This window comes from Candidatus Enterococcus avicola, from assembly GCF_047470845.1.
Lineage (GTDB): Bacteria > Bacillota > Bacilli > Lactobacillales > Enterococcaceae > Enterococcus_D > Enterococcus_D casseliflavus.
Map to the genome: position 1 here is coordinate 58,086 of NZ_JBLGTY010000006.1, position 25,498 is coordinate 83,583.

Sequence of the window (25,498 nt, forward strand, 5' to 3'; positions counted from 1 at the left end):
ACCAAGGGAATCTTAAAAAATCCAAGATTACGAAAAGAAATGGGGGCAACTGAGTCGTTTTTCTCAAGAAATCCAAGAAACCTCGAAAAAATCTAAATGTAAGCGATTCCTTAACTGGCTATACTGAGAATGTAAGAAAAAGACATGGAGGGATCACAATGAAAGGTACTTTTGGTAAATTGGTCGTCCTAGCATCCACCTTATTGGTTGGCGGATTGTTAGCAGCTTGTGGGAATGGATCAGACAGCGGGGCAAACGGTGACGGAGACAAAGGATTTGTTGGGATCGCGATGCCGACCAAATCGGCAGAACGGTGGATCGCAGATGGCGACAACATGGTAGAAGAATTAGAGAAGCTCGGCTATAAAACTGACCTGCAATATGGAGAAGACAAAGTAGAAAACCAAGTGGCACAAATTGAGAATATGATCACCAAAGGCGTTGATACTTTAGTGATCGCCTCGATCGATGGTTCGGCACTGACAGACGTGTTGGAAAAAGCCCATAACGAAGATATCACAGTCATCGCCTATGACCGTTTACTGATGAACTCGGAATACGTCGATTATTATGCCACCTTTGATAATTTTGGAGTCGGCGTGCTGCAAGCGTCTTATATTGAAGACAAATTGGGTCTCAAAGACGGTGAAGGACCATTTAACATTGAATTATTCGGCGGCTCTCCAGATGATAACAATGCACTGATCAATTATAATGGGGTCCTTTCGGTCTTCCAACAATACTTTGACAGCGGACAGCTAGTCGTTCCTTCTGGTCAAACCAACTTCAACCAAATCGCTACTTTGCGTTGGGATGGTTCAACTGCGCAAGCTCGGATGGACAACTTGTTGAGTGCCAACTATACGGATCAAACATTGGATGCCGTTCTTTCACCTTATGATCCAATCAGCCTAGGAATCATTTCATCGCTTAAAGGCGTTGGCTATGGTTCTTCCGATAAACCACTACCTGTGATTACCGGTCAAGATGCGACGGTGGCAGGGGTGAAATCGATCATCGCGGGCGAACAGACCCAAACGATTTTCAAAGATACACGGGTGTTAGCGAAAAACACGATCGAAATGATCGAAGCCATCACCAATGGCGAGGAAGTCCCGGTCAACGATACGGAAACCTATGACAATGGCGTCAAAGTCGTACCAACCTATTTGTCAAATCCCGTTTCTGTGGATAGCGACAACTACAAAGAAGAACTAATCGATACCGATTACTATACAGAAGAAGAGCTAGGCATTTAAGCAAGAAGTACAGATCCAGCGAGAAAAGATGCTAGTTTCCCCGAAAGCAGTAGGGAAGAACGAATCATCCCCAGTATTCGTTCTTTCCGCTTTTCTTACAAACGGATCGGTTCACTTTTACATAAAAAGGAAAAGGGTGAAAGAACATGGCAGATAATATTTTGATGATGAAAGGCATCGTCAAAGAGTTTTCAGGGGTTCGCGCCCTTGATAACGTCAACCTCTCGATCGAGCGAGGAGAGATCCACGCACTGTGTGGAGAAAATGGCGCCGGCAAGTCCACGCTGATGAATGTCTTAAGCGGACTCTATCCTTACGGCAGCTATGACGGAGAGATCTATTATGAAGGGGAGTTATGCAAGTTCAAAGATTTGCGGGACAGTGAGGACAAAGGAATCGTTATTATTCATCAAGAGTTAGCCTTAAGTCCTTACCTCTCGATCAAAGAAAATATCTTTCTAGGAAATGAACAAGCCAAACACGGCATCATTGATTGGGATCTAACCGAAAAGAAAACAGACAACCTCTTAAAGATCGTCGGCTTGAAATTAGACCCGAATACGCTGGTTTCACAAATCGGTGTCGGGCATCAACAGCTAGTGGAAATTGCCAAAGCATTTTCAAAATCCGTCCGATTGTTGATTTTAGATGAACCAACCGCGGCGTTGAATGAAGAAGAAAGTGCCAATCTGTTAGAGCTGATCAAAGAGTTTCGCAACCAAGGAATCACCTCGATCATTATCTCCCACAAGCTGAATGAAATCGTCAATGTGGCGGATCGTATCACGATTTTACGAGACGGGCAAACGATCGAGACGCTTAGCGGCACCGAAATCTCTGAAGAGCGCATCATTCGCGGCATGGTTGGGCGAGACTTGACCAATCGCTACCCAGAGCGGAACCCCACTATTGGTGAACCGTTTTTTGAAGTCAAAAATTGGACGGTCCATCATCCAATCGACCATACCCGTGTGGTGAATGAAAATTTGAACTTGATGATCCGCAAAGGAGAGATCATCGGTATCGCCGGTTTGATGGGTGCGGGACGGACTGAGTTTGCCATGAGCGTCTTCGGTCATTCCTACGGCAGTTCGATTTCGGGGGAAGTCTATAAAGACGGCCAACCGATTTCTGTCAAAGACGTGCCAACCGCCATCAAAAATGGGCTAGCCTATGTGTCGGAAGACAGAAAAGCGCTGGGCTTGAATCTGCTGATGGATATTCGCGAGAATACCACCATTGCTAGTCTTGCCAAAATCAGCCGCCAAGGGGTCATCGATAAAGAAAAAGAAGTCACGATGGCAGAAGAATTCCGCAAAAAAATGCGGACCAAAACCAATTCAATCTATCAAAACGTCGGCAGCTTGAGCGGCGGGAATCAGCAAAAAGTCGTTTTGGCAAAATGGCTGATGACCACACCAGACATCTTATTTTTAGATGAACCGACCCGTGGGATCGATGTCGGGGCGAAATACGAAATCTATACGATCATCGAAGAGATGGCAGCAGCTGGCAAAGCCATCTGTATCATTTCCTCGGAGTTGCCAGAACTATTAGGCATGTGCGACCGGATCTACACGATGAACGAAGGCCGCTTCACGGGCGAAGTGTTACGGGAAGAGGCGGATCAAGAACGATTGATGAATCTAATGACATTAGAAGAGAGTGGGGTTTGAGATGGAAACAACCAATAAATTAAAAAAAGAACGCAGCCATTCGCTGAAAGAAAAGGCACTGGAAATCTTTAGTAAATACAGTATGATCATTATCTTAGCAGTATTATTGGTGGCCTTTCAGCTCATGACCGATGGGATTTTCTGGCGGCCGCTGAATATCACCAACCTCGTGTTGCAAAACAGTCATATTCTCGTTTTGGCAGCTGGTATGCTTTTGGTCGTCTTGTTAGGACACGTCGATCTATCCGTAGGGTCCGTGATGGCGTTTGTCGGTGCGATTGCAGGCGTCTTAATGGTCAATAACGGCATCAGTCCTTGGCTGGCAGTGCCTCTTTGCTTACTGATGGGGGCAGTGATCGGTGCCTGGCAAGGCTTCTGGGTCGCGTATGTCGGTATCCCAGCATTTATTGTGACCTTGTCTGGTTTACTGATGTTTCGAGGACTGACCCAAGTCGTCTTAGGCGGTCAATCATTGGCACCGTTTCCCAAGGCATTCCAACAAATTTCTACTGGGTATTTGCCAGATATTGCAGGCGGTCAGATCCATTTACTTTCCATGATTTTAGGTGTAGTGATCACGGGCGTCCTGATTTTAGGCCAATGGCGGACCCGTGAGCGTCGCAAAAAAAATCTTTTTGAAGTGGAATCAATGGCAGCCTTTGCCTTTAAAGCCGTCTTTACTGCGGTCGTATTTCTCGGTGCTACCTATATCTTTGCCTCTTATCAAGGGTATCCGATCATTTTGATCGTCTTAGGAGTGATCGTGGCTGCCTATGGCTTTTTGACTAACAAAACCGTCGCTGGTCGTCAAATCTATGCAACCGGCGGCAACAAAAAAGCAGCCGAACTTTCTGGGATCAAGACGAAGAAAATCACCTTCTGGGTCTTCGTGAACATGGGGATGATGGCAGCTTTGGCGGGCTTGGTTTTAGCCGCTCGGTTGAATGCAGCCACACCGCAAGCGGGAACGTCAATGGAATTAGATGCGATGGCCGCAGTGTATTTCGGCGGTGCTTCCACCTCAGGCGGTATTGGTACCGTGATGGGGGCGATCGTCGGTGGTCTCGTGATGGGTGTCTTAAACAATGGGATGTCGATCTTAGGAGTCGGTGTCGATTGGCAGCAAGCCATCAAAGGGTTGATTTTGCTGCTGGCCGTCGTGTTGGATATCTACAATAAGAAAAAGAAAATTTCGTAGGAGGGCCTGTTTATGGAGGACCAAGCACAAAAGACGATTTTATTGATTTGTACCGCCGGCATCACTACGGGACTCTTAGTAAAAAACATGCAGCGGGCCGCAGATGAAAAAGGGCTAGCTGTGCATATCTATTCGGCACCAGCCATCATTGCTGAACAGATCCTGCAGCAACAAACAGTCGATGCTTTGTTGATCGGTCCGCAGTCGAAGTACGAAGTCAATCGATTAAAAGACTTTCTCATGGTCAAAGCGGTGCCATATAAATTAATCAAAGAAACAGATTACGAGCTGTTAGATGGCGAAGCTGTCCTTACAGACAGCCTGACCCTCTTACAAAACGATCGCTAGGCTCAAAAAAGAGCTATGTGTTTCAGCGTTTGAATATGTTGTTTAGAGTAGTGCCTTGCGAATCCCCCAAGCAAGCACTACTCTTTTTATCGTAAAGTAGTTTGATCACCTGATAGGGAAGAACCGTCGATTGAATGCTGCTTCGGTCAGTTCTTGTACTTCGTTTGCCAGTGAGTGGACAGGTGGCAAAAGTACAGTAAAGGCGGCGGATCTTTTCCAATAAGGAAATAGTCAAGAATCGATCTTGTATCTGTTTCCTTAAAGCAGCAAACAACTCATAGAATGGAGGAACAGATTATCGAACCAGCAGACCTTACCCAGATTCGCCCCAGTAAACGACAACTACAGTGGCAGCAGTTGGAATTTTATGGCTTTATCCACTTTGGTCTCAATACGATGACCAATCGTGAATGGGGACTCGGCAATGAGTCGCCAACGGTATTTGACCCGCAAAAGCTAGACTGTCATCAATGGGTTTCCACAATGAAGCAAAGCGGTATGCAGGGAATCATTTTGACCTGCAAACACCATGACGGCTTTTGCTTATGGCCAAGCCAGCACACTGCTTTCACAGTCGCTTCAACGCCCTGGCGCAATGGTCAAGGTGATTTAGTGAAAGAACTTTCTGATGCTTGCCGTCAAGCAGACCTGAAATTCGGCATTTATTTATCGCCTTGGGATCAGCATGAAGCTTGTTATGGAATGGGGCAAGCCTATGATGATTTTTATACAGCGCAGTTGACAGAACTTTTAACCAATTATGGTGATATATTCGAAATATGGTTAGATGGCGCCAATGGTGAAGGGCCCAATGGAAAACGCCAAAACTATGATTGGGAACGGTATTATCAAGTGATTCGAGAGCTGCAACCCAATGCGGTGATCGCGATTTGCGGACCGGATGTCCGTTGGGTAGGAAACGAAGCGGGGCAAACCAGGCTTCAAGAATGGAGTGTGGTGCCAGCAGCATTAAAGGATGCTGAAAAAACAGCGAGTCATTCGCAAAAAGCCGATAGCGCAGTGTTTCGGCAATCAATCTCCAGTATGGAAATGGATTTAGGAAGCCGACAAGCGCTGAAAAAGTACGGCATTAAAGAAGCTGCTGAATTGGCTTGGTACCCTGCTGAGGTCAACTTATCAATTCGCCCCGGCTGGTTTTATCATCCATCAGAAGACCAACAAGTAAAAAGCGGCGCTGAGCTCTGGTCCTTTTACAAGCAGAGCGTTGGGGGCAATAGTTCTTTTCTACTTAATGTGCCGCCGATGCCGGATGGTATGATCCATCCAATGGATCAAAAGGCATTGCAGCAATTAGGTCACTCGATTAAACAATTGAAAGAGGTGACGACTGAAAGGAGCGGCACGTTTGCGAGCTCTTCAACCAGTGTGTCCAGCAGAATGGATAAGCTCCAACTATCTCAAGCGTTTGGCCAGTATTGGAAACCGGACTTGGAAGACAAACGGCCATGGCTGACCCTACATTTTTCAGAACCGGTCGTCATCAATACACTTGTACTGAAAGAAGCGATTCAATATGGGCAACGGGTAGAAAAAGCAAAAATTTTTCTGCAAACTGTAGCAGGACCACAGTTGCTGACCGAAATAGTGACGATCGGCTATCAAAAAATCATCAGCTTTGAAGCGGTCGGCGTGTCTGCTGTCAAAATCGTTTTTACTCAAGTTCGGCAAACACCGATCATTCAAACCATGGCCGCTCGCTATGTGCCTCACGAAGAATAAAAAAGCAACCCAAAAACAGACAGTCGGCTGACTGTCTGTTTTTGGGGGATACAAATAAGGAATAAAAGTGGATATTAGTTAAATGCGACTGCCTAGGGGGCAAATCCGAGAACAGTGCATGGTAACTACAAATTAAGGAAGTGTGATGACATTTTCTGAATCTTTATCGAAGAAGTGTGCTTTGTTGATGTTGAAAGCTAAATCAACTGTTTCACCTGGACGGTGGAAGTCGCGGGCATCAACTTTCGAGATAAATTCAGTCGCACCTACACGTGTATAAAGCATCGTTTCTGCACCTAATAATTCAGATACGACTACTTCGGCACGTACAGTTGCTTCAGGAGAAGCTTCCAATGCGATTTGTTCACTGTGGATATCTTCTGGACGAATACCAAAGACTAATTGTTTGCCTTCGTAACCTTTTTCCACAAGAACCTTGTTCTTGCCTTCAGGAATACGTAAGTTCAAGCTTTGTCCATCAGAGATCATGCCGTTTTTCAACGTAACATTGAAGAAGTTCATTGCTGGTGAACCGATAAAGCCGGCAACGAAAATATTTTTCGGCGTATTGTAGACTTCTTTGGGTGAACCGATTTGTTGAATGAAGCCATCTTTCATGATAACGATCCGGTCAGCCATGGTCATCGCTTCTGTTTGGTCATGGGTTACATAGATCGTCGTTGTTTCTAAACGTTGGTGTAATTTTGCGATTTCCGCTCGCATGGCAACCCGCAATTTCGCATCTAAGTTTGACAACGGCTCATCCATCAAGAAGACTTTGGCATCACGAACGATGGCACGGCCTAGGGCAACCCGTTGACGCTGACCACCTGAAAGGGCAGCTGGTTTACGATCTAAGTATTCTGTCAATCCTAAGATCTCAGCGGCATTTTCTACCCGTTTTTTGATTTCTTCTTTGTCGTATTTACGCAATTTCAAACCAAATGCCATGTTGTTGAAAACAGTCATATGGGGATACAATGCGTAGTTCTGGAAAACCATCGCGATGTCGCGGTCTTTTGGTGCCACATCGTTCATTACTTTTCCACCGATGCTCAATTCGCCTTCAGAAATATCTTCTAAACCAGCGATCATTCGAAGGGTTGTGGATTTTCCGCAACCAGAAGGTCCGACGAAAACGATGAATTCGCGATCAGCGATATCTAAATTAAAATCAGTTACCGAATATGCATCATTATTGTCATATTTTTTGTGGATATTTTTTAAGGCCATTTCTACCATTGGGATTACCTCTTTCCATTTAGTTTACATGAATAGCATAAATGAAAACGCTTCGAATGCGCAACGGAAACCTGCACAAGAAAAAAACGTTTTCTTGTGCAGGTTGTTTAATTGCTCTGATGGGTGAATTGGTCGATCAGTAAATAGCAAAGCAAAAGATCATCCATATTTTTTAAATTCAAGCGCGTCAGTGTTTGAAACTTATCGATCTTATATAGGAGAGAATTCCGATGCATAAACAGTTCTTTGGCAGTAGAACTCGCATTGCCTTGATTGCGCCACAGGGATTGAATGATCGTTTCGGTCTCTTCTTCAAACCAATCTAGATACAAGGTACGGAACAAGGAAATATACTCGGAAAAGCCATTGCGAAAAAGAGAGAAGACCACTTTGGGCAGATCCATACTTTTACTGGTAGTTTTCGTTTTTAACTCATTTTTGAACAGGGTAGATTCACTCGTCCATAAGGTAGTGAAGTCGTGGCGAGGGTGATGGAAGGGACCGACGAATAGCTGAGAATAGCAGTCGAAATCCATATCCAAAGCCACGAATAAGCCGTCAAGATCTTCGATGGGCAAATTGGCACCATCTTGTTTTTCTACGATCACCGCATGGTTTTCGGTGAGGAAAAAAAGATCCACTACGCTAGGGAGCATTTGCTGGATCTCTGCGAGCCATTCGGATTGTAAGGAGTCGATGGTTCGGGTGAAATGAACTTGCAGCAGGCGAATCCACTCTGGCTCTTGAACGGGCTGATGTTCAAATAAAATCGGATACCATGGATGGTTTCGGTTATCGATTTCTGGTTGCAAAGAGCCGTTTCCCAGTTGGATCAGCAGTTTTTCACTGTCACTTAATTGGTCAGTTGGCAGCCAAATATATTTTTTGCCGAAAGCGATGGATTCGATGTCCTTCGTTGTGGATACTTTGTCATGCAGCGTTGCCTGGGGGAAACGCGCTTTGATGTCATCAAAAGAAAAAATGAGAAAGACCTCCTTTGAGATACTCTACGTATTCTTCATTTAGTATAGCATGTTCTAAAAAAAACGTTCAAAATTTTCCCAGGAAAAAAGCACAGCCCTTCACCGAAATCTCTGCCTTCGCATGGCAGGAGGGCGGCTTTTTTCCCGAAGCGATTGCTTCTATAATCTTAACAGTTGTTTTTTCTTGAAGGCAAATTCTTCTTCAGTCAGAATTCCTTCGTCAACCAATACTTTTAGTTCACGTAGTTCAGCAATGAGCGCTTCCGTCGGCGATGGGTTCGTTAACGGGACCGACCGCTCCCGAGGGAAGTTGGTGAGGTAGCGCTGTATGATCCGAGCAATCACCAGGTCTTTTTCGGCAAAGCAAAGGGAGTGGTTTGGTTCCGTCCTTCTGCGAGAATGGGTTTCTCTGATCGCCCCGCCTCCAATATACAATTCTAAAAAGCCATTGCCTTTCCAAAGACCAGATTCGGCAACTTCTTTCAGATTGACACTGGTGATCTGGGGAATCTGCAAAACCTGCTTTTCTTTCTTTTTGTAGTCGAGGATCGTGAGGGTATCTTCTGCAATGATCCAAGCATCACGATAATGATAGGAAAGTAATTTGATTTTTCCAGCCTCTTCATCCACGTAACTTTTCGCTGATTGCCCGCCAAGTACTGCAAGGCGAGTGGTTAAAAAATCATAGGCTTTTTGGGCATCGATTCGATTGGTGAAATAAAGCAGATGAGGATCACCAGGTACCCACAGTCGGAGGTAGTCCACTAAGAGACCTTTGCCTATATGTAATTCCACATCGGCAATTTTTGCCATGGGAATCTTTTCATCTGGGATTTTTGGATGGGTATGGTTTATCAAAACACCTTTACTGGTAATAAACCAGCGACAACTAGCCTCGTGTTTGCGATTCTCTCGATATTTTTTTGAATAAAGAATGATTGGCGCCTCACGATTTTCATTCATATTTCTCGTCAAAGTGTTTGCCTCCCTCATAGAAATAACTAACTATTTATTCAATTATACAACAAATTTAATCTTATTTATTTTTATTATGAGTAAAATCGAGGTGAATGATCATTTGGAATTTTTTCTCTATTACTTTTTCAGAAAAATTAGTATAGCAACAATTGACACGGAAGCGGTTTCTTGGTATCTTAGATGTACGGACAACTTTTGAAAGATGGGATTAAAATGGCGAATAAGTACGAACAACTTGCGGATATCTTAAGAGAAAAGATCCGCTTAGGCACCTATCAAGAAGGCGATGCGATCCCTTCAGAAGCAACCTTACAGGAAGAATTTCATTATAGCCGCCACACGGTGCGCCAAGCGATCGCTGTTTTGGTCAATGAAGGCTATTTAAGAAAAGAACGGGGCTCAGGCACCTACGTTTCAAAACCTGAGACTGTCAATCATAAAAACCGCAAAACGATTGGGATCATCATGACCTATTTGTCTGATTATATTTTCCCTTCGATCATGCGCGGCGTGGAACAGACATTGCGGGAGCAAGGCTATTCACTGCTTTTAGGCTCAACCAACAACGATCATGAGCAAGAAAGAGCGTGCTTGCAGCAAATGATGGATCAAGGGGTAGACGGGTTGATCGTTGAGCCAACGAAGAGCAGCCAGTACAACCCGAATCTTGCTTATTATGTCGCCCTCCAAGAAGCCGGGATTCCTCTCGTCATGATCAATGCCTATTACGAAGAACTAGAGTTGCCGCATATTTGTGTCAACGATACACGTTCTGGGTTTTTAGCAACCAATTATTTATTAGAGCAACAGCATCAGCAGTTGATGATGATCACGAAAATCGATGACTTACAAGGGAAATATCGGATGAAAGGGTTTGTCAAAGCGTTGACCCAAGCCAAGCGGACGTTTGCAGCAGAAGACGTCTTGACGTATACGACGGAGACGAAAGAAGCCGTTATTGAACAAGCGATCCAGCGCTTGACGGCTGCCGATAATCAAGTCACAGGCATCGTTTGTTACAACGATGAGATCGCGCATCGCTTGATTCAAGCATTGACGGCTGCTGGGAAGAACGTTCCTACTGATTTTTCGATCGTGGGTAACGATGACTCGCCCCTTAGCACCTTGTCGACACCGACGATCACCACACTGACTCACCCGAAAGAAGCGATGGGGGAATTGGCGGCACAATGGATCACTACAGGTAAGGCAACAGAAGCACAACGCTTTTATTTTGAACCGGAGCTGATCGTTCGCGGTTCAGTCAATAACCAAAAAGGAGAATAAGAAGATGACGCAACAAGTAAGGCAAGCAATTATTGACGGGCGCACGTCTCTTGGGATCGAGCTAGGCTCGACACGGATCAAAGCTGTCTTGATCGATGAGCAGTTTCAGACGATCGCTTCAGGTAGCTTTGAATGGGAAAATCAATTGGAGCAAGGGATTTGGACCTACTCACTAGAGGCGATTTGGCAAGGACTGCAAGCCAGCTACCAAGAGTTGGCGCACAACATCCAACAGCAATTCGAGGTACCTTTGACGACGATCGGCAGTATCGGTTTTTCTGCAATGATGCACGGCTATATGGCTTTTGATCAGCAAGGCACGCTGTTGGTCCCTTTTCGGACGTGGCGCAATGCGATCACGGAAGAAGCAGAAGAAGCCTTGACGGCATTGTTCCAATACAACATCCCGCAGCGGTGGAGTATCGCGCACTTGTATCAAGCGATTTTGAATCAAGAAGCCCACGTCCCAGAGGTCGCTTTTTTCACTACCTTAGCCGGCTATGTCCATTGGCAGCTGACAGGGGAAAAAGTTATTGGAATCGGCGATGCATCTGGGATGTTCCCAATCGACAGTACGACAAAAAACTATGATGCGAATATGCTGCAGCAATTTGATGCACAAATCAGCAGTCAGGGGTATCCTTGGCAGATCAAAGACCTTTTGCCACAAGTGTTGACAGCAGGCGAACCAGCCGGCACATTGACGGCAGAAGGGGCAAAAAAACTCGACCCAACTGGTACTTTGCAAGCTGGCATCCCGTTATGTCCGCCAGAAGGCGATGCGGGCACTGGCATGGTTGCCACGAATAGTGTGGCACAGCGAAGCGGGAATGTTTCAGCTGGGACGTCGGCTTTTGCCATGATCGTCTTAGAAGAACCCTTAACTAAAGTGTATCCAGAGATCGATTTGGTCACGACGCCTTCTGGTGATTTGGTGGGGATGGTCCATACGAATAACTGTACCTCGGAGATCAATGCCTGGGTCAAACTTTTCCGCGAATTTGCCGACGCAGCTGGAATAAAACTTTCCACGGAAGAATTGTTTGCGACCTTGTTCAACGAAGCATTGAAAGGGGATTCAGACTGTGGTGGGATGCTTTCTTATGGCTATTATTCTGGTGAAAATATCACCAAGATCCCTGAAGGACGGCCGCTTTTCGTCCGATCGCCAGAGAGTTCTTTTACTTTAGCAAATTTCATGCGCTTACATCTGTTTAGTGCCTTTGGTGCGATGAAGATCGGGATGAAGATTCTGGAAGCCGAAGACGTCGCCATTGATCGAATCGTTGGTCACGGTGGGATCTTCAAGACGCCAGAAGTTGCCCAACGTGTCTTGGCAGCTGTCATGGAAGCCCCAGTCACGGTCATGGAAACGGCTGGTGAAGGCGGCGCCTGGGGGATCGCCCTTTTAGCAGCATACCTTCGCCGTTACACGCCAGAACAATCCTTGGCAGCATTCTTAGCAGATCAAGTGTTTAAAAATGACCACGGCGTGACGTTAGCCCCGACAGAAGCCGACATTCAGGGGTTCACCGTCTTTACCCAACGTTACCAAGCAGGGTTGCCGATCGAGCAAGCGGCAATCGATGCGTTGATTTAAAAAGAAAGAAGGGAATTTTGTGTTAGAAGGATTAAAAGAAGAAGTCTTTCAGGCCAATTTGGCATTGCCGAAGCAAGGATTGATCAAATACACCTGGGGCAATGTGTCAGCAGTGGATCGCCAACAGCAATTGTTTGTCATCAAACCTAGCGGTGTTGACTATGAAACCATGCAAGCCAGTGATATGGTGGTTTGTGATTTTGAGGGCAACGTAGTGGAAGGAGCGAAAAATCCTTCCTCCGATACGCCAACGCATGCCGTTTTATACAAAGCATTTCCAGAAATTGGTGGGATCGTCCATACCCATTCTACTTGGGCGACGAGCTGGGCTCAGGCAGGACTCGATCTGCCAGCGATGGGCACAACTCATGCCGATACGTTTTATGGAGCAGTCCCCTGTGCCCGCTTTTTGACCCAAGCCGAGATCGATGAAGGTTATGAAGCACAAACAGGACAGGTGATCGTCGAAACCTTTAAGGAACGCGGCATCACGCCAGAAGAAATTCCTGGTGTCTTGCTTCACGGTCATGGACCGTTTACCTGGGGCAAAACGGCGGATGCGGCGGTGATGAACGCAGTGGTCTTAGAAGAAGTTGCTAAGATGAATTTTATCACGCGTCAGCTGAACAGTTACGCACCCGAATTGCCGCAGCGGGTCTTAGACAAACATTATTTACGCAAACATGGAGAAAATGCCTATTACGGGCAAAAATAACGAAAAAGGAGCAAGTAGAATGTTAGAAATCGGGAAAAAAGAATTTTGGTTCGTCGTAGGATCACAGCACTTATACGGAGAAGAAGCATTACAAGAAGTACGGGACCATGCAGAAGAAATGGTCAAAAGCTTAAATGACAGCTCAAAGCTGCCTTATCCAGTCGTTTTACAAGAACTCGCTGTTACTGCCGATACGATTACGAAAATCATGAAAGAAGTCAACTATCGGGATGAAGTCGCTGGGGTGATCACCTGGATGCATACCTTCTCACCAGCAAAAATGTGGATTCGCGGCACGAAATTATTACAAAAACCATTGCTGCACCTTGCCACTCAATACAATGAACAAATTCCATGGGAAACCATCGATATGGACTTCATGAACTTGAACCAAGCGGCTCATGGTGACCGAGAATATGGATTTATCAATGCCCGTTTGAAAAAGCAAAACAAAATCGTTGTCGGCTATTGGAAAAATGAAGCCATCCAAAAAGAAATCGCTGCTTGGATGGACGTGGCAGTCGGTTACAATGAAAGCTTCCAAATCAAAGTCGCTCGTTTTGGCGACAACATGCGTAACGTTGGGGTGACGGAAGGCGACAAAGTCGAAGCACAGATCCAATTTGGTTGGACCGTTGATTATTTTGGGATCGGCGATTTGGTACAAGTTGTCGATGCGGTGACTGACGAAGAAATCGATGCACTCTTTGAAGAATACAGCCAGCTGTATGATTTCGATTATGGCGATTACGACAAAGAAGAGTGGGCACGTCATGTCAAAGCCCAAGCCAAACAAGAAATCGGTCTGCGCCGCTTCCTTGAAGCAGGCGGCTATACGGCATTTACCACGAACTTTGAAGACCTGTATGGTATGCAGCAGTTGCCTGGTTTAGCTGTACAACGCTTGATGGCAGAAGGCTATGGGTTTGCCGGTGAAGGGGACTGGAAAACAGCCGCTATTGACCGCTTGATGAAAATCATGGCTCACAATAAAGCGACTGGCTTTATGGAAGACTACACCTATGAGCTGACACCAGGAAAAGAAGCCATCTTGCAATCCCACATGATGGAAGTCGATCCAGTATTAGCAGCCAATAAACCAAAAATCGTGGTTTCACCACTGTCAATGGGGGATCGTGAAGACCCAGCTCGCCTCGTCTTTGACGGCCAAGGCGGCGAAGGTGTCGTGGTTTCGATGGCCGACTTTGGCACCCACTACAAATTATTGATCAATGAAGTCGATGCCTTTGAGCCAACTGAAGAAGCACCAAAACTACCGGTTGCACGAGTAATGTGGACGCCAAAACCAAACTTCCACGATGGCGTCAAACAATGGATCGAAACAGGCGGTGGCCATCACACCGTTGTCTCACTTGTCTTAAATTCTGACCAGATCGAAACATGGGCGAAGCTTGTAGGATTAGAATACGTAACGATCAAATAAGTACCCAATCACAAAAGAAATCGTTGGCGATGCCGGCGGTTTCTTTGCGTTTTTCTTAAGCTTTCTTGCCTTCTAGCTGCAAAGTGCAGATAAGCAGACCCCTGAAAGCACCAGCAATCAGCAAAATTGACTTTTAAATATAGGGGGCATAGACTTTTATGTAAGAGTGGAACAATGGACTAAAAGGAGGAGCACAATGAAGACAACCTACGATACACCAGAGTATTATCAGAAAATGAACGCTTGGTGGCGAGCAGCCAACTACCTTTCCGTTGGTCAGATCTATTTGAAAGACAATCCCTTATTGCGCCGCCCCATCGAAGAAAAAGATTTGAAAGTGAATCCAATTGGTCACTGGGGAACGATCGCCGGACAAAATTTTATTTACACCCATCTCAATCGCGTCATCAATAAGTACGACTTAAACATGTTTTATATCGAAGGACCGGGCCATGGCGGACAAGTCATGGTTGCGAATGCTTATTTAGACGGCAGCTACAGCGAGATCTATCCAAAAGCCACCCAAGACGAAGCAGGGATGAAACATCTATTCAAAACCTTCTCTTTCCCAGGTGGGATCGCTTCTCATGCGGCACCTGAAACGCCAGGTTCGATCCATGAAGGCGGCGAGTTAGGCTATTCCATCGCCCACGCTACCGGAGCTATTTTAGACAATCCCGATGTCATTGCAGCAGTAGTGGTCGGTGATGGCGAAGCCGAAACCGGACCATTAGCGGGCAGCTGGTTTTCAAACACCTTTATCAATCCAGTCAATGATGGCGCAATTTTGCCTATCTTGCATTTGAATGGCGCCAAAATTGCCAACCCAACGATTTTGGCTCGTAAAAGCGACCAAGATCTCACGAAATATTTTGAAGGCATGGGTTGGACCCCTTATTTCGTAGAAGGGGACGATCCAGAAGCCGTTCATCCGCAATTGGCACAGAAGATGGATCAAGCCATCGAACAGATCCACGCGATCCAAGCAGAAGCCCGCAAAGGTTCTGCGGAAGAAGCCGCTATGCCTCATTGGCCTGTTTTGATCGTTCGCACACCAAAAGGGTGGACTGGACCGAAAGTCTGGGATGGCGAGCCGATTGAAGGGGGATTCCGTGCCCACCAAGTGCCGATCCCGGTCAATGCGAAACACATGGAACACGTGGATGCTTTGACGGATTGGCTGCAGTCTTATCGTCCAGAAGAGCTTTTTGACGAAAACGGCCGCATCAAAGCTGAGATTCAAGAATTGGCGCCAAAAGGGGAGCAACGGATGGCTGTCAACCCAATCACCAATGGGGGGATCGATCCGCAACCGCTACGCTTGCCAGATTGGCAAGCACATGCCATTGCGATTGAGACACCAGGGGAAACGACTGCCCAAGATATGATGGTCTTCGGAAAATTTGCCCGTGACATCATCAAAGAAAATCCTGACAACTTCCGCATTTTTGGCCCAGATGAAGCCAAATCCAATCGGTTGAACCATGTGTTCGAAGTCACGGACCGCCAATGGTTGGAGCCAAAACATCCTGATTATGATGAATGGCTGTCTTCAGTGGGCCGTGTGATTGATTCACAATTATCAGAACATCAAGCAGAAGGCTTCTTGGAAGGCTATGTGCTGACGGGGCGTCATGGCTTCTTTGCCAGCTACGAGTCGTTCCTAAGAGTCGTTGATTCTATGATCACGCAGCACTTCAAATGGTTACGAAAAGCCCATGATCTTGACTGGCGCAACCCGTACCCCTCATTGAATTTGATTGCTTCATCAACGGTCTTCCAACAAGACCATAATGGGTACACCCACCAAGATCCAGGGATCATGACCCATATTGCAGAGAAAAAAGCCGACTTTGTGCGGGTCTACTTGCCAGCCGACGCCAATAGCTTGATGGCTGTCATGGCAGAAACGCTCGCTTCTGAAGAAAAGATCAATCTAGTGGTCTCTTCAAAACACCCACGTCCGCAGTTTTATTCGGCGGATGAAGCGAAAGTGCTTGTCAAAGATGGCTTGAAAGTCATCGACTGGGCATCGACAGATGAAGGACAAGAACCCGATATTGTGATCGCAGCTGCTGGGACGGAACCGAATTTGGAAGCTTTAGCTGCTGTTTCGTTGCTGATTGAAGCCTTCCCAGAGTTGAAAGTCCGCTTCATCAATGTGGTCGATCTATTGAAATTGCGTCGTCCAGAAGTCGATCCTCGTGGGTTGAGCGATGAAGCATTCGAAGCCTACTTTACGAAAGACAAACCGATCGTGTTTGCTTTCCACGGGTATGAAGGACTGATTCGCGACATCTTCTTTGGCCGTCGCAACCAACAGCTTCATATTCACGGGTACCGAGAAAATGGCGACATCACGACACCGTTTGATATGCGGATCCTTTCTGAATTGGATCGCTTCCACTTAGCCAAAGACGCCGCCGAATGGGTCTATGGAGAAAAAGCAACGGACTTTGCCCAAAAAATGGCAGACACCGTTGCGTATCACCATGACTTTATTCGAGAAAACGGCTATGATATCGCCGAAGTCGAAGAGTGGGAATGGAAACCATTGCGTTGATTTATTCTCCACAACACCAACGTAAGACAGTTTAAGAACAAAAAAAGCACAAAAGAAACAAAACGATCCGCAACAGGGTCGGGACGCCTTACCAAGGAAGCCCGACCGACTGTCTGCGGATCGTTTTTTTAAAAGACGTCGAAACCGTAATTTTTGATATGCTGTTTCAACAAGGCGAGATAGTCCAAAGCCATCTCGCTCAGTTCCATTTTCTTGTGTTTGAGATAACCTAGTGTCATCGCATCATCGACTTCCAAAGGAATCGCAACGATTTTTTCATCATTCAGCTCACTGCTGATGATCCCAGAGCTGATGGTATAGCCGTTGAGACCCACCATCAAATTGAAAATCGTGGCACGATCGCTGATGCGAATGTGTTTTTTGCGTTGTAAAGTGCTTAAAATCTCTTCAGAAAAATAGAAGGAATTGGTTTCCCCTTGTTCGTACGACAAATAGGTATAAGGTTCCAAATCAGCTAATGTGATGCTTTTTTTCTGAGTCAGTGGATTTTCTCGGCCGATGAAGACGTGGGGTTTGGCTTCAAATAAAGGAATGAATTGCAGGTCTTTTTCGTGGATCAAACGGGTGAGGACCGTCGTGTTGAAAACATTCAGATAAATGACCCCCAATTCGCTCTTAAACGTCTGGATATCATCCAGTACATTTTGTGTCTGGGTCTCCCGCAAGGTGAATTGAAATTCATCTTCCCCTAACTGTTTAACCAGCTCCACGAAGGCGTGGACGACGAAGGCATAGTGCTGCGCGGAAACACTGAAAACATGCTTGCGATGGCTGTCTTTGCGAAAGCGTTCGTCCAAGAGATTGACTTGGTCTAAAACATTTCGAGCATAGTTGAGAAAGGAACGGCCATCATCGGTCAAGGTCACCCCTAATTTACTACGGTAAAACAGCTGCAGATCATACTCTTTTTCCAACTCTTTCATGGCTTGAGAGAGGGAGGGCTGACTGATGAAAAGTTGTTTGGCGGCTTCATTGAAAGAGCCGGTCTCTACGATTTTTTCCAAATATTCAAGCTGCTGGATACGCATGGGAAGCAACCTCCTTTTCGTGTTATAGGTATTGCCTATGGAATATATAAGTTTATAAGTATTATCTATAGTATAAGATGTTTGCTAAAATAAATCTAACAATTTTGAAAACTTTGTATAGGAGGAATGGATATGGCAACAGACAAATTTCAGCTTGTGGGGTCATTGTTACGACCACAAGATTTATTGGACTACAAAAATCAAATTGAGCATCGGGAGGACATCCAGTACCCGTTTTATGATGCGTTTCCTGGCTACCAAGAAACGGAAGCAAAAGCGATTGCTGACATCATTGCAGCGCAAAAAGAACACGGCATCACAGTCATCACAGATGGCGAACACGGCCGCTCGATGTGGCATCTGGATTTTCTCTGGGGATTAAAAGGCGTTGAGCGCTATATCTCCGATCATGGGTATGCCTTTGAAGATTTAGACGGTGGACATTTTGAAACGCGTAAAGACATCGGCATCCGAATCACAGAACCATTATCTGGCAAAAACCATCATTACTTGACGTTGTTTAAAGAAACCAAACGCCAAGCTGGCGACCTGCCAGTCAAAATCACCGTCTGGGGGGCTGCCCACGCCTTTACCGAGCTGACTGTCTTTAACGACCTCGTTGGTGAAGGTCAGGTGTATCCAACGAAAGAAGCCTTGCGGGAAGGGCTGCTTAACGCCTACAAGGAATTCTTGCAGGAATACCGAGAAGCCGGTGGTGAGATCGTTCAGTTCGATGATTGTTTATGGGAATTATTCGCCGAAGACAATGACAAGAGCTTCTTCATCCAAGGCAATGACGGCTTAGAAGCGTTAGCCGATGAATTTGTGGCGATCAACAACGAAGTCGCTGATTACGCCCACGAATTAGGATTAAAAGTCTGGACCCACAATTGTCGCGGCAATTACCAAAGCCGCGCGGCAGCCAGTGGTACCTACAAAGCGATCGCCGAAAAATTCTTACGTGATCAGCATTATGACCGCTTTTTCCTAGAGTGGGATGATGACCGTGCCGGTGATATCTCGGCTTTAGAAGCGCTGAAAGATCGCCCAGAAGTGGAGGTTGTCTTAGGCTTATTATCCAGCAAAACCGCCACATTAGACGATGAAGAGCGAGTGATCGCTTTATTAGACAAAGCTAGTCAAATCATTCCTAAGGAGCGGCTTTATCTTTCTCATCAATGTGGCTTTGCCTCTTGTGACTGCGGCAATGAGCTTTCGACTGAGCAGCAATGGGCAAAAATCAAGCAAGGGCAAACCTTAGCTGAAGCATACTTCGGTTAAGCAGTTGCGTCTTCTTTTCCCTGAATCTTCCCCTCGAAATCGGTGCATGCGACAAAGTTTCGAAAATTTCAGAAAAAATGTTTGACATTTTCTTTAAGAGCGAGTAAAGTAAGACACAACTTAATGAAACAGACATCGAAAAGAAGAGTAGCAAGGCTTGCTGTTTGAAGAGAGTCTCTGGTTGGTGCAAAGAGATAACGCATGGTTGTGAAACACATCTTGGAGTCGTTTTTCCGAAAGAAAAGTAGGAGAGACCGGGTTTGCCCGTTACAGCAGCAGTCATTGATTGATGACTTTCTGAGTTCAGTTGCTGTGAAGCACTGATAAACAAAGGTGGAACCGCGTTGATAACGTCCTTTAGCTGTAATGGCTAGGGGACGTTTTTTTTCTCTTTTTTTGCGGCTCACCGAAAACCGAAAGTGGAAGGATCACAAAGACTGCACGAGGCCTTTTCCTGTGAAGGAAAGGCAAATTGAGGTGGAACCACGTATCTAGCGTCCTCTGGCAAATGCCAGTGTGCGCTTTTTTTGTTTTTCTTTTTTAGAAAAATGAAACTTGCCAGTTGCCCCTCACCAGCCAACGCCCAGCGTCACATAAGCGTCGGAGAAGCCGTCGCTAAGCTGTATCGCTGCTAATCGAAATTGAAACCTATCAAGGAGGAAGTCATCATGTTTGAGTATTTAGTCAATGTTATGCCCCAACTGATTTCAGGAACTGGAATCACCGTTAAATTGTTCGCACTGACCTTAATCGGGTCCATTCCCTTAGGCATTTTGTTGGCCTTTGTTTTAGCCAGTCGCCTGCGTATTTTGAAATTGATCGTGCAAGTCTACGTTTGGTTGATGCGAGGAACGCCTTTATTGCTACAGTTGATCTTCGTATTCTACGGTCTGCCGATCTTAGGGATCGTCTTTGACCGCTTTGAAGCAGCCTTGATCGCCTTTATTATCAATTACGCTGCTTATTTTGCTGAGATTTTCCGTGGGGGGATCCAATCGATTCCAGCCGGACAGTACGAAGCCGCGAAAGTCTTGCGTTTGTCGCCGATCCAAACGATCCAAAAAATCATCATCCCACAAGTCGTCAAGATCACCCTGCCATCTGTCGGCAATGAAGTCATCAATCTTGTCAAAGACACATCTCTCGTTTACATCTTAGGCTTGTCAGACGTGATGCGAATCGGAAAAATCGCCATGGAGCGAGACAGTACCTTGCTTCCGCTAGTTGGGGTCGGCTTGATCTACTTGGTGATGACAGGCGTCTTTACGTTATTGTTAAAACAAATCGAGACCAAACTGGACTATTACCGTTAGGAGGAACCACGTATGTTAGAACTAAAACAAGTATCAAAATCATTTGGCGCTAAAAAAGTCATCGATCAGCTAGACTTGACGATCGAAGACGGCAGTATCTTAGCGGTGGTCGGTCCTTCCGGTGGCGGGAAAACCACCTTGCTTCGGACACTAGCAGGGTTAGAAACGATCGATTCTGGAAGCTTTTTACTGGATGGCAAAGCCTTTGATCCCACCGACACAAAGGAACAAGAACAAGTCGTCGGTGTCGTCTTCCAAGACTTCCAATTGTTTCCCCACTTGTCGGTTTTTGAAAACATCACTTTGGCACCAAAAATGGTGCTAAAACAAGACAAAGCCGCGTATACAGCAAAAGCCGAACAGTTGGCAGAAAAACTAGGGTTAAGTGACCTATTAGCCCAATATCCCTTCCAATTGTCCGGGGGGCAGCGGCAACGGGTGGCTATCGCACGAGCGATGGCGATGAATCCCAAAGTGTTGGCCTATGACGAGCCTACCAGCGCCTTAGATCCAGGCTTGAGACAGCAAGTCGAACAGCTGATCTTGGATCTGAAAAAAGAAGGAGTGACCCAGATCGTGGTGACCCATGATTTGGTTTTTGCCGAAAATATCGGCGATCAATTATTAAAAGTAGCAGGAGAATAAGGGGGAGAACAAAATGAAAAAATTACTATTGACGGGAATCGCAGCAGCAAGTGTATTTTTATTAGGGGCGTGCGGCAGCAGCAATGACACCACAACCAGTGCCGCCGACAAAGAAGAAGTGATCGTCGGCCTAGACGATACTTTTGTACCGATGGGCTTTAAAGACGACCAAGGCAACATCGTTGGGTTTGATGTGGATTTAGCCACAGCGATTTTGGATCTAACAGGAACCAAAGTCAAATTTCAACCAATCGATTGGTCCATGAAAGAAACCGAACTAAGCAATGGCACCATCGATATGATCTGGAACGGGTATACCAAAACTGCAGCTCGTGAAGAAAAAGTATTGTTTACAGATACTTATATGGAAAACAAACAAGTCTTGGTCACAGCGAAATCAAGCGGCATTACTAGCTTTGATGATATGGAGGGCAAAGTCTTAGGTGCCCAAGAAGGTTCTTCTGGTTATGAGACCTTCAATAACCAACCGGAAGTTTTGAAGGATCTCGTAGACGGCAATGACGCAACCTTGTATGCCAGCTTTAATGAAGCCTTTATCGATTTAGAAAACGGTCGGATCGACGGTCTTTTGATCGACCGTGTCTACGCAGAATATTATTTGACTCAAACAGGCAAAACCGCTGACTTCAACGAAATCGAAAGCCCCTTTGAAGCAGAAGATTTTGCTGTAGGTGTGCGGAAAGACGATCAAGCCATGGCAGATAAAATCAATGATGGTTTGAAAGAATTGCAAGACAATGGTACCTTTGCTGAAATCTCTGAAAAGTGGTTTGGCGAAGACGTCACACCAAACTAAAAACAAGTCAACAAGAGGCACTGGCTGCTTAGCGGCTGGTGTTTTTTTCATCATTTAAGAAATTTTCGCTTAAATTCCAGCACCTAACCAAAATTTCTCACAGGAAAACTTTTGTTCGCCTTCTTTTTTCGTTATAATAGGGAAAGATGAAAAGAGGGATAGAAATGGCGCAAAAAAAACGCGCAAAGAAACGCAAAACAAAAAAACAACAAAAACAGCAAGAGAAATTAATGCTGGTCGGCGTCGGCCTGCTCTTTGTCTTGTTTTCGATATTTGGCTTTTTCCATTTAGGTTTTTTAGGAACCTTGATTGCCAACGGGTTTCGGATCGTTGGCGGAAACACGTACCAATTTTTGAGTGTTGCCCTAGCCGCTTATGGTGTCTGGTTAGCGATCAAAACGACCGAAGCTCGATTTAAGAGTATTCGGCGAGTGATTGGCTGTGTATTGGTGTATTTTGGTTTACTGATCATACTCCATGCGCAAATCTTTAGTAATGTGGTGGGAGAACCAGCCAATATCTTCCGAACCACGTGGATGACGCTGTTAGGCGATATTCGGCGCAGCCAAGTGACCCAAAATGTCGGGGGCGGAATGATTGGCGCCATGCTTTATGGGGCGACCTATTTTCTTGTTTCCCAGATCGGCAGCTACATCATCGCTGTTTTACTCATGCTGATCGGGGCGTTCTTGTTCAGCCAAATGAGCAGCCACGAGTTAGTCGAGCACCTGCAAGTAGCTGGTGACAAGCTGCAGCGGTTGTTAGAAGGCTCTCCAGAAAAGCAAGCCGAACGAGAAGCCCGCAAAGCGGAACGAGCAGCAGAGAAACAAGCGGCGAAAGAAGCCAAAAAAGAAGCCGAGCGAGCAGCAGTCATGGCGGAGATCAAAGAAAAGAATCAAGTCCGACCAATGACAGAAGACGAAAAATCAGCAAAAGAACAGCAGATGCAAGCCCCAGCTGATTTTGAACCAGAGCAGCTGAGCTTTGTACCCATCGACCACTTCCAGGAATTGCCGCAAGCGGCGGGACCAGAGGCCGCTCAAGCACCACATCCAGCAGGAAACAAACCGGCACCAAGCAAAAAGGTCAATGAAGACGGGGAGATCCTCGATGACGATGGTGAAGTATTGGAATTTGAGATTTCGGAAGAAGCTGAAAATCGTGATTATGAATTGCCTTCAGCGCAATTACTCGATTCGATCCCTTCAACGGATCAAAGCAGCGAGTACAAAAAGATCGAACAAAATATCGGTGTGTTAGAAACTACCTTCCAAAGCTTCGGTGTTGACGCAAAAGTCGTCAAAGCCAGCTTAGGACCAGCAGTAACCAAATTCGAAGTTCAACCAGCAGTAGGGGTCAAAGTCAGCAAAATCGTCGGGTTGACCGACGATATCGCCTTGGCCTTAGCTGCCAAAGATGTGCGGATGGAAGCGCCGATCCCAGGGAAATCATTGATTGGGATCGAAGTTCCAAACAGTGCAGTCAGCATGGTTTCATTCCGAGAAGTGATCGAAGCCCAACCAGATCATCCAGATAAACTATTAGAAGTACCTTTAGGACGCGACATTTCTGGTCGTGTCCAAACGGCAGACTTAACGAAAATGCCCCATCTCTTGATTGCCGGATCGACTGGGAGCGGGAAGTCCGTAGCCATCAACGGCATCATCACCAGTATTTTGATGCGGGCAAAACCCCATGAAGTCAAATTGATGATGATCGACCCGAAAATGGTTGAATTAAATGTTTACAATGGGATTCCCCATCTCTTGACACCCGTTGTGACCAATCCCCGCAAAGCGGCGCAAGCGTTGCAAAAAGTGGTCAAGGAAATGGAAGAACGCTACGAAAAATTTGCGGCAACTGGGGTCCGAAACATTACTGGTTACAACGATTTAGTGATCAATAAGAATTTAGAAGATGGCGAAAATCGTCCGATCTTGCCATTCATTGTGGTGATCGTCGATGAGTTAGCTGACTTGATGATGGTTGCTAGCAACGAAGTCGAAGATGCCATCATTCGTTTGGCGCAAATGGCGCGGGCAGCTGGTATCCATATGATCTTAGCAACGCAACGACCAAGTGTGGATGTCATTACAGGGATCATCAAAGCCAATGTTCCATCACGGATGGCCTTTGCTGTTTCCAGCGGTGTCGATTCGCGGACCATCATTGATGGGAACGGAGCCGAAAAACTACTGGGACGCGGCGACATGCTGTATCTGCCGATGGGTGAGAACAAACCGATTCGGGTCCAAGGGGCCTTTATTTCCGACCAAGAAGTCGAACGAGTGGTTGAATTCGTGACAGATCAGCAAGAAGCCAATTATGAAGAAAAAATGATGGTCACTGAGGAAGAAACGAGTGCTGGCAGCAGCGGACAACCGCAAGATGAGCTATTCGAAGATGCCAAAGCTCTTGTGGTGGAAATGCAGACCGCCAGCGTTTCTCTCTTGCAGCGACGTTTTCGTATCGGCTATAACCGAGCAGCTCGGTTAGTGGATGAATTAGAAGATCAAGGCGTCGTAGGACCTTCTGAAGGCAGCAAGCCGCGGAAAGTCTTGATTGAGCCGCAACCAGAAGACATTCCTACCTTTGATGAATAAGGAGAACAAGACCAATCCAATGAGAGAAAGGCGAGATAGCAATGAAACGCAAACACATTCTTTACCGTGATGTTGCCGATAAGCTCAAAGAAGACATCATGTCGGGTCGCTACCCGATTGGTTCGTTTTTACCGACGGAAACAGAATTGGAAGCTACCTTCAATGTCAGCAAGATCACTGTCCGCAAAGCCATCGAATTGTTAGCGGCAGATGAGTATGTGGAAAAACGCAGCGGACGTGGGACGACGGTTTTAAGCAATCGCCCCTACAACAAGCTGTCAAAAGGCACGACGTTTAGCCAATTGCTTGAAAAGACCGGCAAGGAATACACAAAGAAAAACCTCAGCTATGAATTAGTCGAACTTGCGCCTGAACACCCTGCGTATTCTTTAATGGGCAAAGAAGTCATGCGTTTACGTCGCATGTACTATTTTGACCACCAACCTTTTATTTACTATGAGTACCATTTGCCAAAGCAACTAAAGGGAACCTCCATCGAGGTCTTTGAAGAAAAATCATTGTATCGCCTATTGGATGAACATCGAATGATCATCGATCGCTTTCAAGATGCGTTTGTGGCAACGACGTTGACTGAAGAGCAACAGAAGTTTATGATCACGCCGGAGATCGCTGCCTTGAAACGAACCCGTTATTCGTATGATCTACAAGGAGAAGTGGTAGAATATACAGAAGGGATCTATAACACTGCCTTGCATCCGTATATGATCGAATTTGAAGCCTAGTCATTGATTAGGCT

At 46.0% G+C, this 25,498-nt stretch carries 20 protein-coding genes and 1 other annotated feature; of the genes, 16 read left to right on the forward strand and 4 right to left on the reverse strand.

Annotation, left to right across the window (positions count from 1 at the left end; all coding sequences use genetic code 11):
- The first annotated feature begins 158 nt into the window (after positions 1 to 158).
- The 5 genes from chvE to ACI3E5_RS07490 all read left to right on the forward strand — a co-directional run bounded on the left by chvE (position 159) and on the right by ACI3E5_RS07490 (position 6,221).
- Positions 159 to 1,259, forward strand: a complete 1,101-nt coding sequence (chvE, locus tag ACI3E5_RS07470) for a multiple monosaccharide ABC transporter substrate-binding protein (RefSeq protein ID WP_005231478.1) — start codon at positions 159 to 161, stop codon at positions 1,257 to 1,259.
- A 146-nt stretch (positions 1,260 to 1,405) separates the two neighbouring features.
- Entirely contained in the window at positions 1,406 to 2,935 is a 1,530-nt protein-coding gene (gene mmsA / locus ACI3E5_RS07475) for a multiple monosaccharide ABC transporter ATP-binding protein (RefSeq protein WP_077453937.1), read from the forward strand.
- Between the two features lies 1 nt (position 2,936).
- A complete protein-coding gene (gene mmsB / locus ACI3E5_RS07480; RefSeq protein ID WP_077453936.1) occupies positions 2,937 to 4,133 on the forward strand; it encodes a multiple monosaccharide ABC transporter permease in 1,197 nt (398 codons plus the stop codon).
- A gap of 12 nt (positions 4,134 to 4,145) precedes the next feature.
- The gene (locus tag ACI3E5_RS07485; protein WP_008376144.1) at positions 4,146 to 4,481 is read left to right on the forward strand and encodes a PTS sugar transporter subunit IIB; all 336 of its coding nucleotides are present in this window, start codon (positions 4,146 to 4,148) and stop codon (positions 4,479 to 4,481) included.
- A 282-nt stretch (positions 4,482 to 4,763) separates the two neighbouring features.
- Positions 4,764 to 6,221, forward strand: coding sequence for an alpha-L-fucosidase (locus ACI3E5_RS07490; protein ID WP_498821268.1), 1,458 nt, complete (start codon positions 4,764 to 4,766; stop codon positions 6,219 to 6,221).
- Positions 6,222 to 6,353: 132 nt separating this feature from the next.
- Here ACI3E5_RS07490 and ACI3E5_RS07495 read toward each other — a convergent pair whose 3' ends face one another.
- From ACI3E5_RS07495 to ACI3E5_RS07505, 3 genes are all read right to left on the reverse strand, one after another.
- Positions 6,354 to 7,463, reverse strand: a complete 1,110-nt coding sequence (locus ACI3E5_RS07495) for an ABC transporter ATP-binding protein (RefSeq protein ID WP_077453935.1) — start codon at positions 7,461 to 7,463, stop codon at positions 6,354 to 6,356.
- A gap of 107 nt (positions 7,464 to 7,570) precedes the next feature.
- Positions 7,571 to 8,275 carry a helix-turn-helix domain-containing protein gene (locus ACI3E5_RS07500; protein WP_269924131.1) on the reverse strand — a complete coding sequence of 235 codons (705 nt, stop codon included), beginning with the start codon at positions 8,273 to 8,275 and terminating at the stop codon, positions 7,571 to 7,573.
- Between the two features lie 330 nt (positions 8,276 to 8,605).
- Positions 8,606 to 9,439 carry an SHOCT domain-containing protein gene (locus tag ACI3E5_RS07505; protein ID WP_195265354.1) on the reverse strand — a complete coding sequence of 278 codons (834 nt, stop codon included), beginning with the start codon at positions 9,437 to 9,439 and terminating at the stop codon, positions 8,606 to 8,608.
- Positions 9,440 to 9,604: 165 nt separating this feature from the next.
- Between ACI3E5_RS07505 and ACI3E5_RS07510 the strand changes: the two genes are divergently transcribed.
- From ACI3E5_RS07510 to ACI3E5_RS07530, 5 genes are all read left to right on the forward strand, one after another.
- Positions 9,605 to 10,711 (forward strand): GntR family transcriptional regulator, encoded by a 1,107-nt coding sequence (locus tag ACI3E5_RS07510; RefSeq protein ID WP_369907762.1) that lies wholly within the window; start codon positions 9,605 to 9,607, stop codon positions 10,709 to 10,711.
- Between the two features lie 4 nt (positions 10,712 to 10,715).
- Positions 10,716 to 12,311, forward strand: a complete 1,596-nt coding sequence (locus ACI3E5_RS07515) for a xylulokinase (RefSeq protein ID WP_195265350.1) — start codon at positions 10,716 to 10,718, stop codon at positions 12,309 to 12,311.
- Positions 12,312 to 12,330: 19 nt separating this feature from the next.
- The gene (locus ACI3E5_RS07520) at positions 12,331 to 13,026 is read left to right on the forward strand and encodes an L-ribulose-5-phosphate 4-epimerase (protein ID WP_008376133.1); all 696 of its coding nucleotides are present in this window, start codon (positions 12,331 to 12,333) and stop codon (positions 13,024 to 13,026) included.
- Positions 13,027 to 13,045: 19 nt separating this feature from the next.
- Entirely contained in the window at positions 13,046 to 14,470 is a 1,425-nt protein-coding gene (araA, locus tag ACI3E5_RS07525) for an L-arabinose isomerase (RefSeq protein ID WP_142424148.1), read from the forward strand.
- Between the two features lie 196 nt (positions 14,471 to 14,666).
- Complete coding sequence (locus ACI3E5_RS07530; RefSeq protein ID WP_005227267.1) at positions 14,667 to 17,033, forward strand: phosphoketolase family protein; 2,367 nt, start codon at positions 14,667 to 14,669, stop codon at positions 17,031 to 17,033.
- 128 nt (positions 17,034 to 17,161) lie between these two features.
- Here ACI3E5_RS07530 and ACI3E5_RS07535 read toward each other — a convergent pair whose 3' ends face one another.
- Positions 17,162 to 18,082 (reverse strand): LysR family transcriptional regulator, encoded by a 921-nt coding sequence (locus ACI3E5_RS07535; protein WP_498821262.1) that lies wholly within the window; start codon positions 18,080 to 18,082, stop codon positions 17,162 to 17,164.
- Positions 18,083 to 18,208: 126 nt separating this feature from the next.
- Here ACI3E5_RS07535 and ACI3E5_RS07540 point away from each other — a divergent pair, with 126 nt between their 5' ends.
- The 6 genes from ACI3E5_RS07540 to ACI3E5_RS07565 all read left to right on the forward strand — a co-directional run bounded on the left by ACI3E5_RS07540 (position 18,209) and on the right by ACI3E5_RS07565 (position 25,484).
- On the forward strand, positions 18,209 to 19,363 hold the full coding sequence (locus ACI3E5_RS07540; RefSeq protein ID WP_195265345.1) for a cobalamin-independent methionine synthase II family protein: 1,155 nt from the start codon (positions 18,209 to 18,211) through the stop codon (positions 19,361 to 19,363).
- A 126-nt stretch (positions 19,364 to 19,489) separates the two neighbouring features.
- Positions 19,490 to 19,724: a binding site (T-box leader), on the forward strand.
- 307 nt (positions 19,725 to 20,031) lie between these two features.
- Positions 20,032 to 20,676: an amino acid ABC transporter permease gene (locus tag ACI3E5_RS07545; RefSeq protein WP_010748717.1), complete on the forward strand. Its 645-nt coding sequence runs from the start codon at positions 20,032 to 20,034 to the stop codon at positions 20,674 to 20,676.
- A 12-nt stretch (positions 20,677 to 20,688) separates the two neighbouring features.
- The gene (locus ACI3E5_RS07550; RefSeq protein ID WP_005227272.1) at positions 20,689 to 21,321 is read left to right on the forward strand and encodes an amino acid ABC transporter ATP-binding protein; all 633 of its coding nucleotides are present in this window, start codon (positions 20,689 to 20,691) and stop codon (positions 21,319 to 21,321) included.
- 13 nt (positions 21,322 to 21,334) lie between these two features.
- Positions 21,335 to 22,138: an amino acid ABC transporter substrate-binding protein gene (locus tag ACI3E5_RS07555; RefSeq protein WP_086293899.1), complete on the forward strand. Its 804-nt coding sequence runs from the start codon at positions 21,335 to 21,337 to the stop codon at positions 22,136 to 22,138.
- A 164-nt stretch (positions 22,139 to 22,302) separates the two neighbouring features.
- Positions 22,303 to 24,741, forward strand: a complete 2,439-nt coding sequence (locus ACI3E5_RS07560) for an FtsK/SpoIIIE family DNA translocase (RefSeq protein WP_498821257.1) — start codon at positions 22,303 to 22,305, stop codon at positions 24,739 to 24,741.
- A gap of 41 nt (positions 24,742 to 24,782) precedes the next feature.
- Positions 24,783 to 25,484, forward strand: coding sequence for a GntR family transcriptional regulator (locus tag ACI3E5_RS07565; RefSeq protein ID WP_498821255.1), 702 nt, complete (start codon positions 24,783 to 24,785; stop codon positions 25,482 to 25,484).
- The last annotated feature ends 14 nt before the right edge of the window (positions 25,485 to 25,498 follow it).

What these genes read in the sequence shown, in the direction of transcription:
- ACI3E5_RS07530 (WP_005227267.1), top strand. Translation starts at nt 14,667, where the DNA reads ATGAAGACAACCTACGATACACCAGAGTATTATCAGAAAATGAACGCT.
- araA (WP_142424148.1), top strand. Translation starts at nt 13,046, where the DNA reads ATGTTAGAAATCGGGAAAAAAGAATTTTGGTTCGTCGTAGGATCACAG.
- ACI3E5_RS07560 (WP_498821257.1), top strand. Translation starts at nt 22,303, where the DNA reads ATGGCGCAAAAAAAACGCGCAAAGAAACGCAAAACAAAAAAACAACAA.
- ACI3E5_RS07485 (WP_008376144.1), top strand. Translation starts at nt 4,146, where the DNA reads ATGGAGGACCAAGCACAAAAGACGATTTTATTGATTTGTACCGCCGGC.
- ACI3E5_RS07550 (WP_005227272.1), top strand. Translation starts at nt 20,689, where the DNA reads ATGTTAGAACTAAAACAAGTATCAAAATCATTTGGCGCTAAAAAAGTC.
- ACI3E5_RS07555 (WP_086293899.1), top strand. Translation starts at nt 21,335, where the DNA reads ATGAAAAAATTACTATTGACGGGAATCGCAGCAGCAAGTGTATTTTTA.
- ACI3E5_RS07490 (WP_498821268.1), top strand. Translation starts at nt 4,764, where the DNA reads ATGGAGGAACAGATTATCGAACCAGCAGACCTTACCCAGATTCGCCCC.
- ACI3E5_RS07535 (WP_498821262.1), bottom strand. Translation starts at nt 18,082, where the DNA reads ATGCGTATCCAGCAGCTTGAATATTTGGAAAAAATCGTAGAGACCGGC.
- chvE (WP_005231478.1), top strand. Translation starts at nt 159, where the DNA reads ATGAAAGGTACTTTTGGTAAATTGGTCGTCCTAGCATCCACCTTATTG.
- ACI3E5_RS07545 (WP_010748717.1), top strand. Translation starts at nt 20,032, where the DNA reads ATGTTTGAGTATTTAGTCAATGTTATGCCCCAACTGATTTCAGGAACT.
- ACI3E5_RS07540 (WP_195265345.1), top strand. Translation starts at nt 18,209, where the DNA reads ATGGATATGGCAACAGACAAATTTCAGCTTGTGGGGTCATTGTTACGA.
- mmsA (WP_077453937.1), top strand. Translation starts at nt 1,406, where the DNA reads ATGGCAGATAATATTTTGATGATGAAAGGCATCGTCAAAGAGTTTTCA.
- ACI3E5_RS07510 (WP_369907762.1), top strand. Translation starts at nt 9,605, where the DNA reads ATGTACGGACAACTTTTGAAAGATGGGATTAAAATGGCGAATAAGTAC.
- ACI3E5_RS07565 (WP_498821255.1), top strand. Translation starts at nt 24,783, where the DNA reads ATGAAACGCAAACACATTCTTTACCGTGATGTTGCCGATAAGCTCAAA.
- ACI3E5_RS07515 (WP_195265350.1), top strand. Translation starts at nt 10,716, where the DNA reads ATGACGCAACAAGTAAGGCAAGCAATTATTGACGGGCGCACGTCTCTT.
- ACI3E5_RS07495 (WP_077453935.1), bottom strand. Translation starts at nt 7,463, where the DNA reads ATGGTAGAAATGGCCTTAAAAAATATCCACAAAAAATATGACAATAAT.
- mmsB (WP_077453936.1), top strand. Translation starts at nt 2,937, where the DNA reads ATGGAAACAACCAATAAATTAAAAAAAGAACGCAGCCATTCGCTGAAA.
- ACI3E5_RS07505 (WP_195265354.1), bottom strand. Translation starts at nt 9,439, where the DNA reads ATGAGGGAGGCAAACACTTTGACGAGAAATATGAATGAAAATCGTGAG.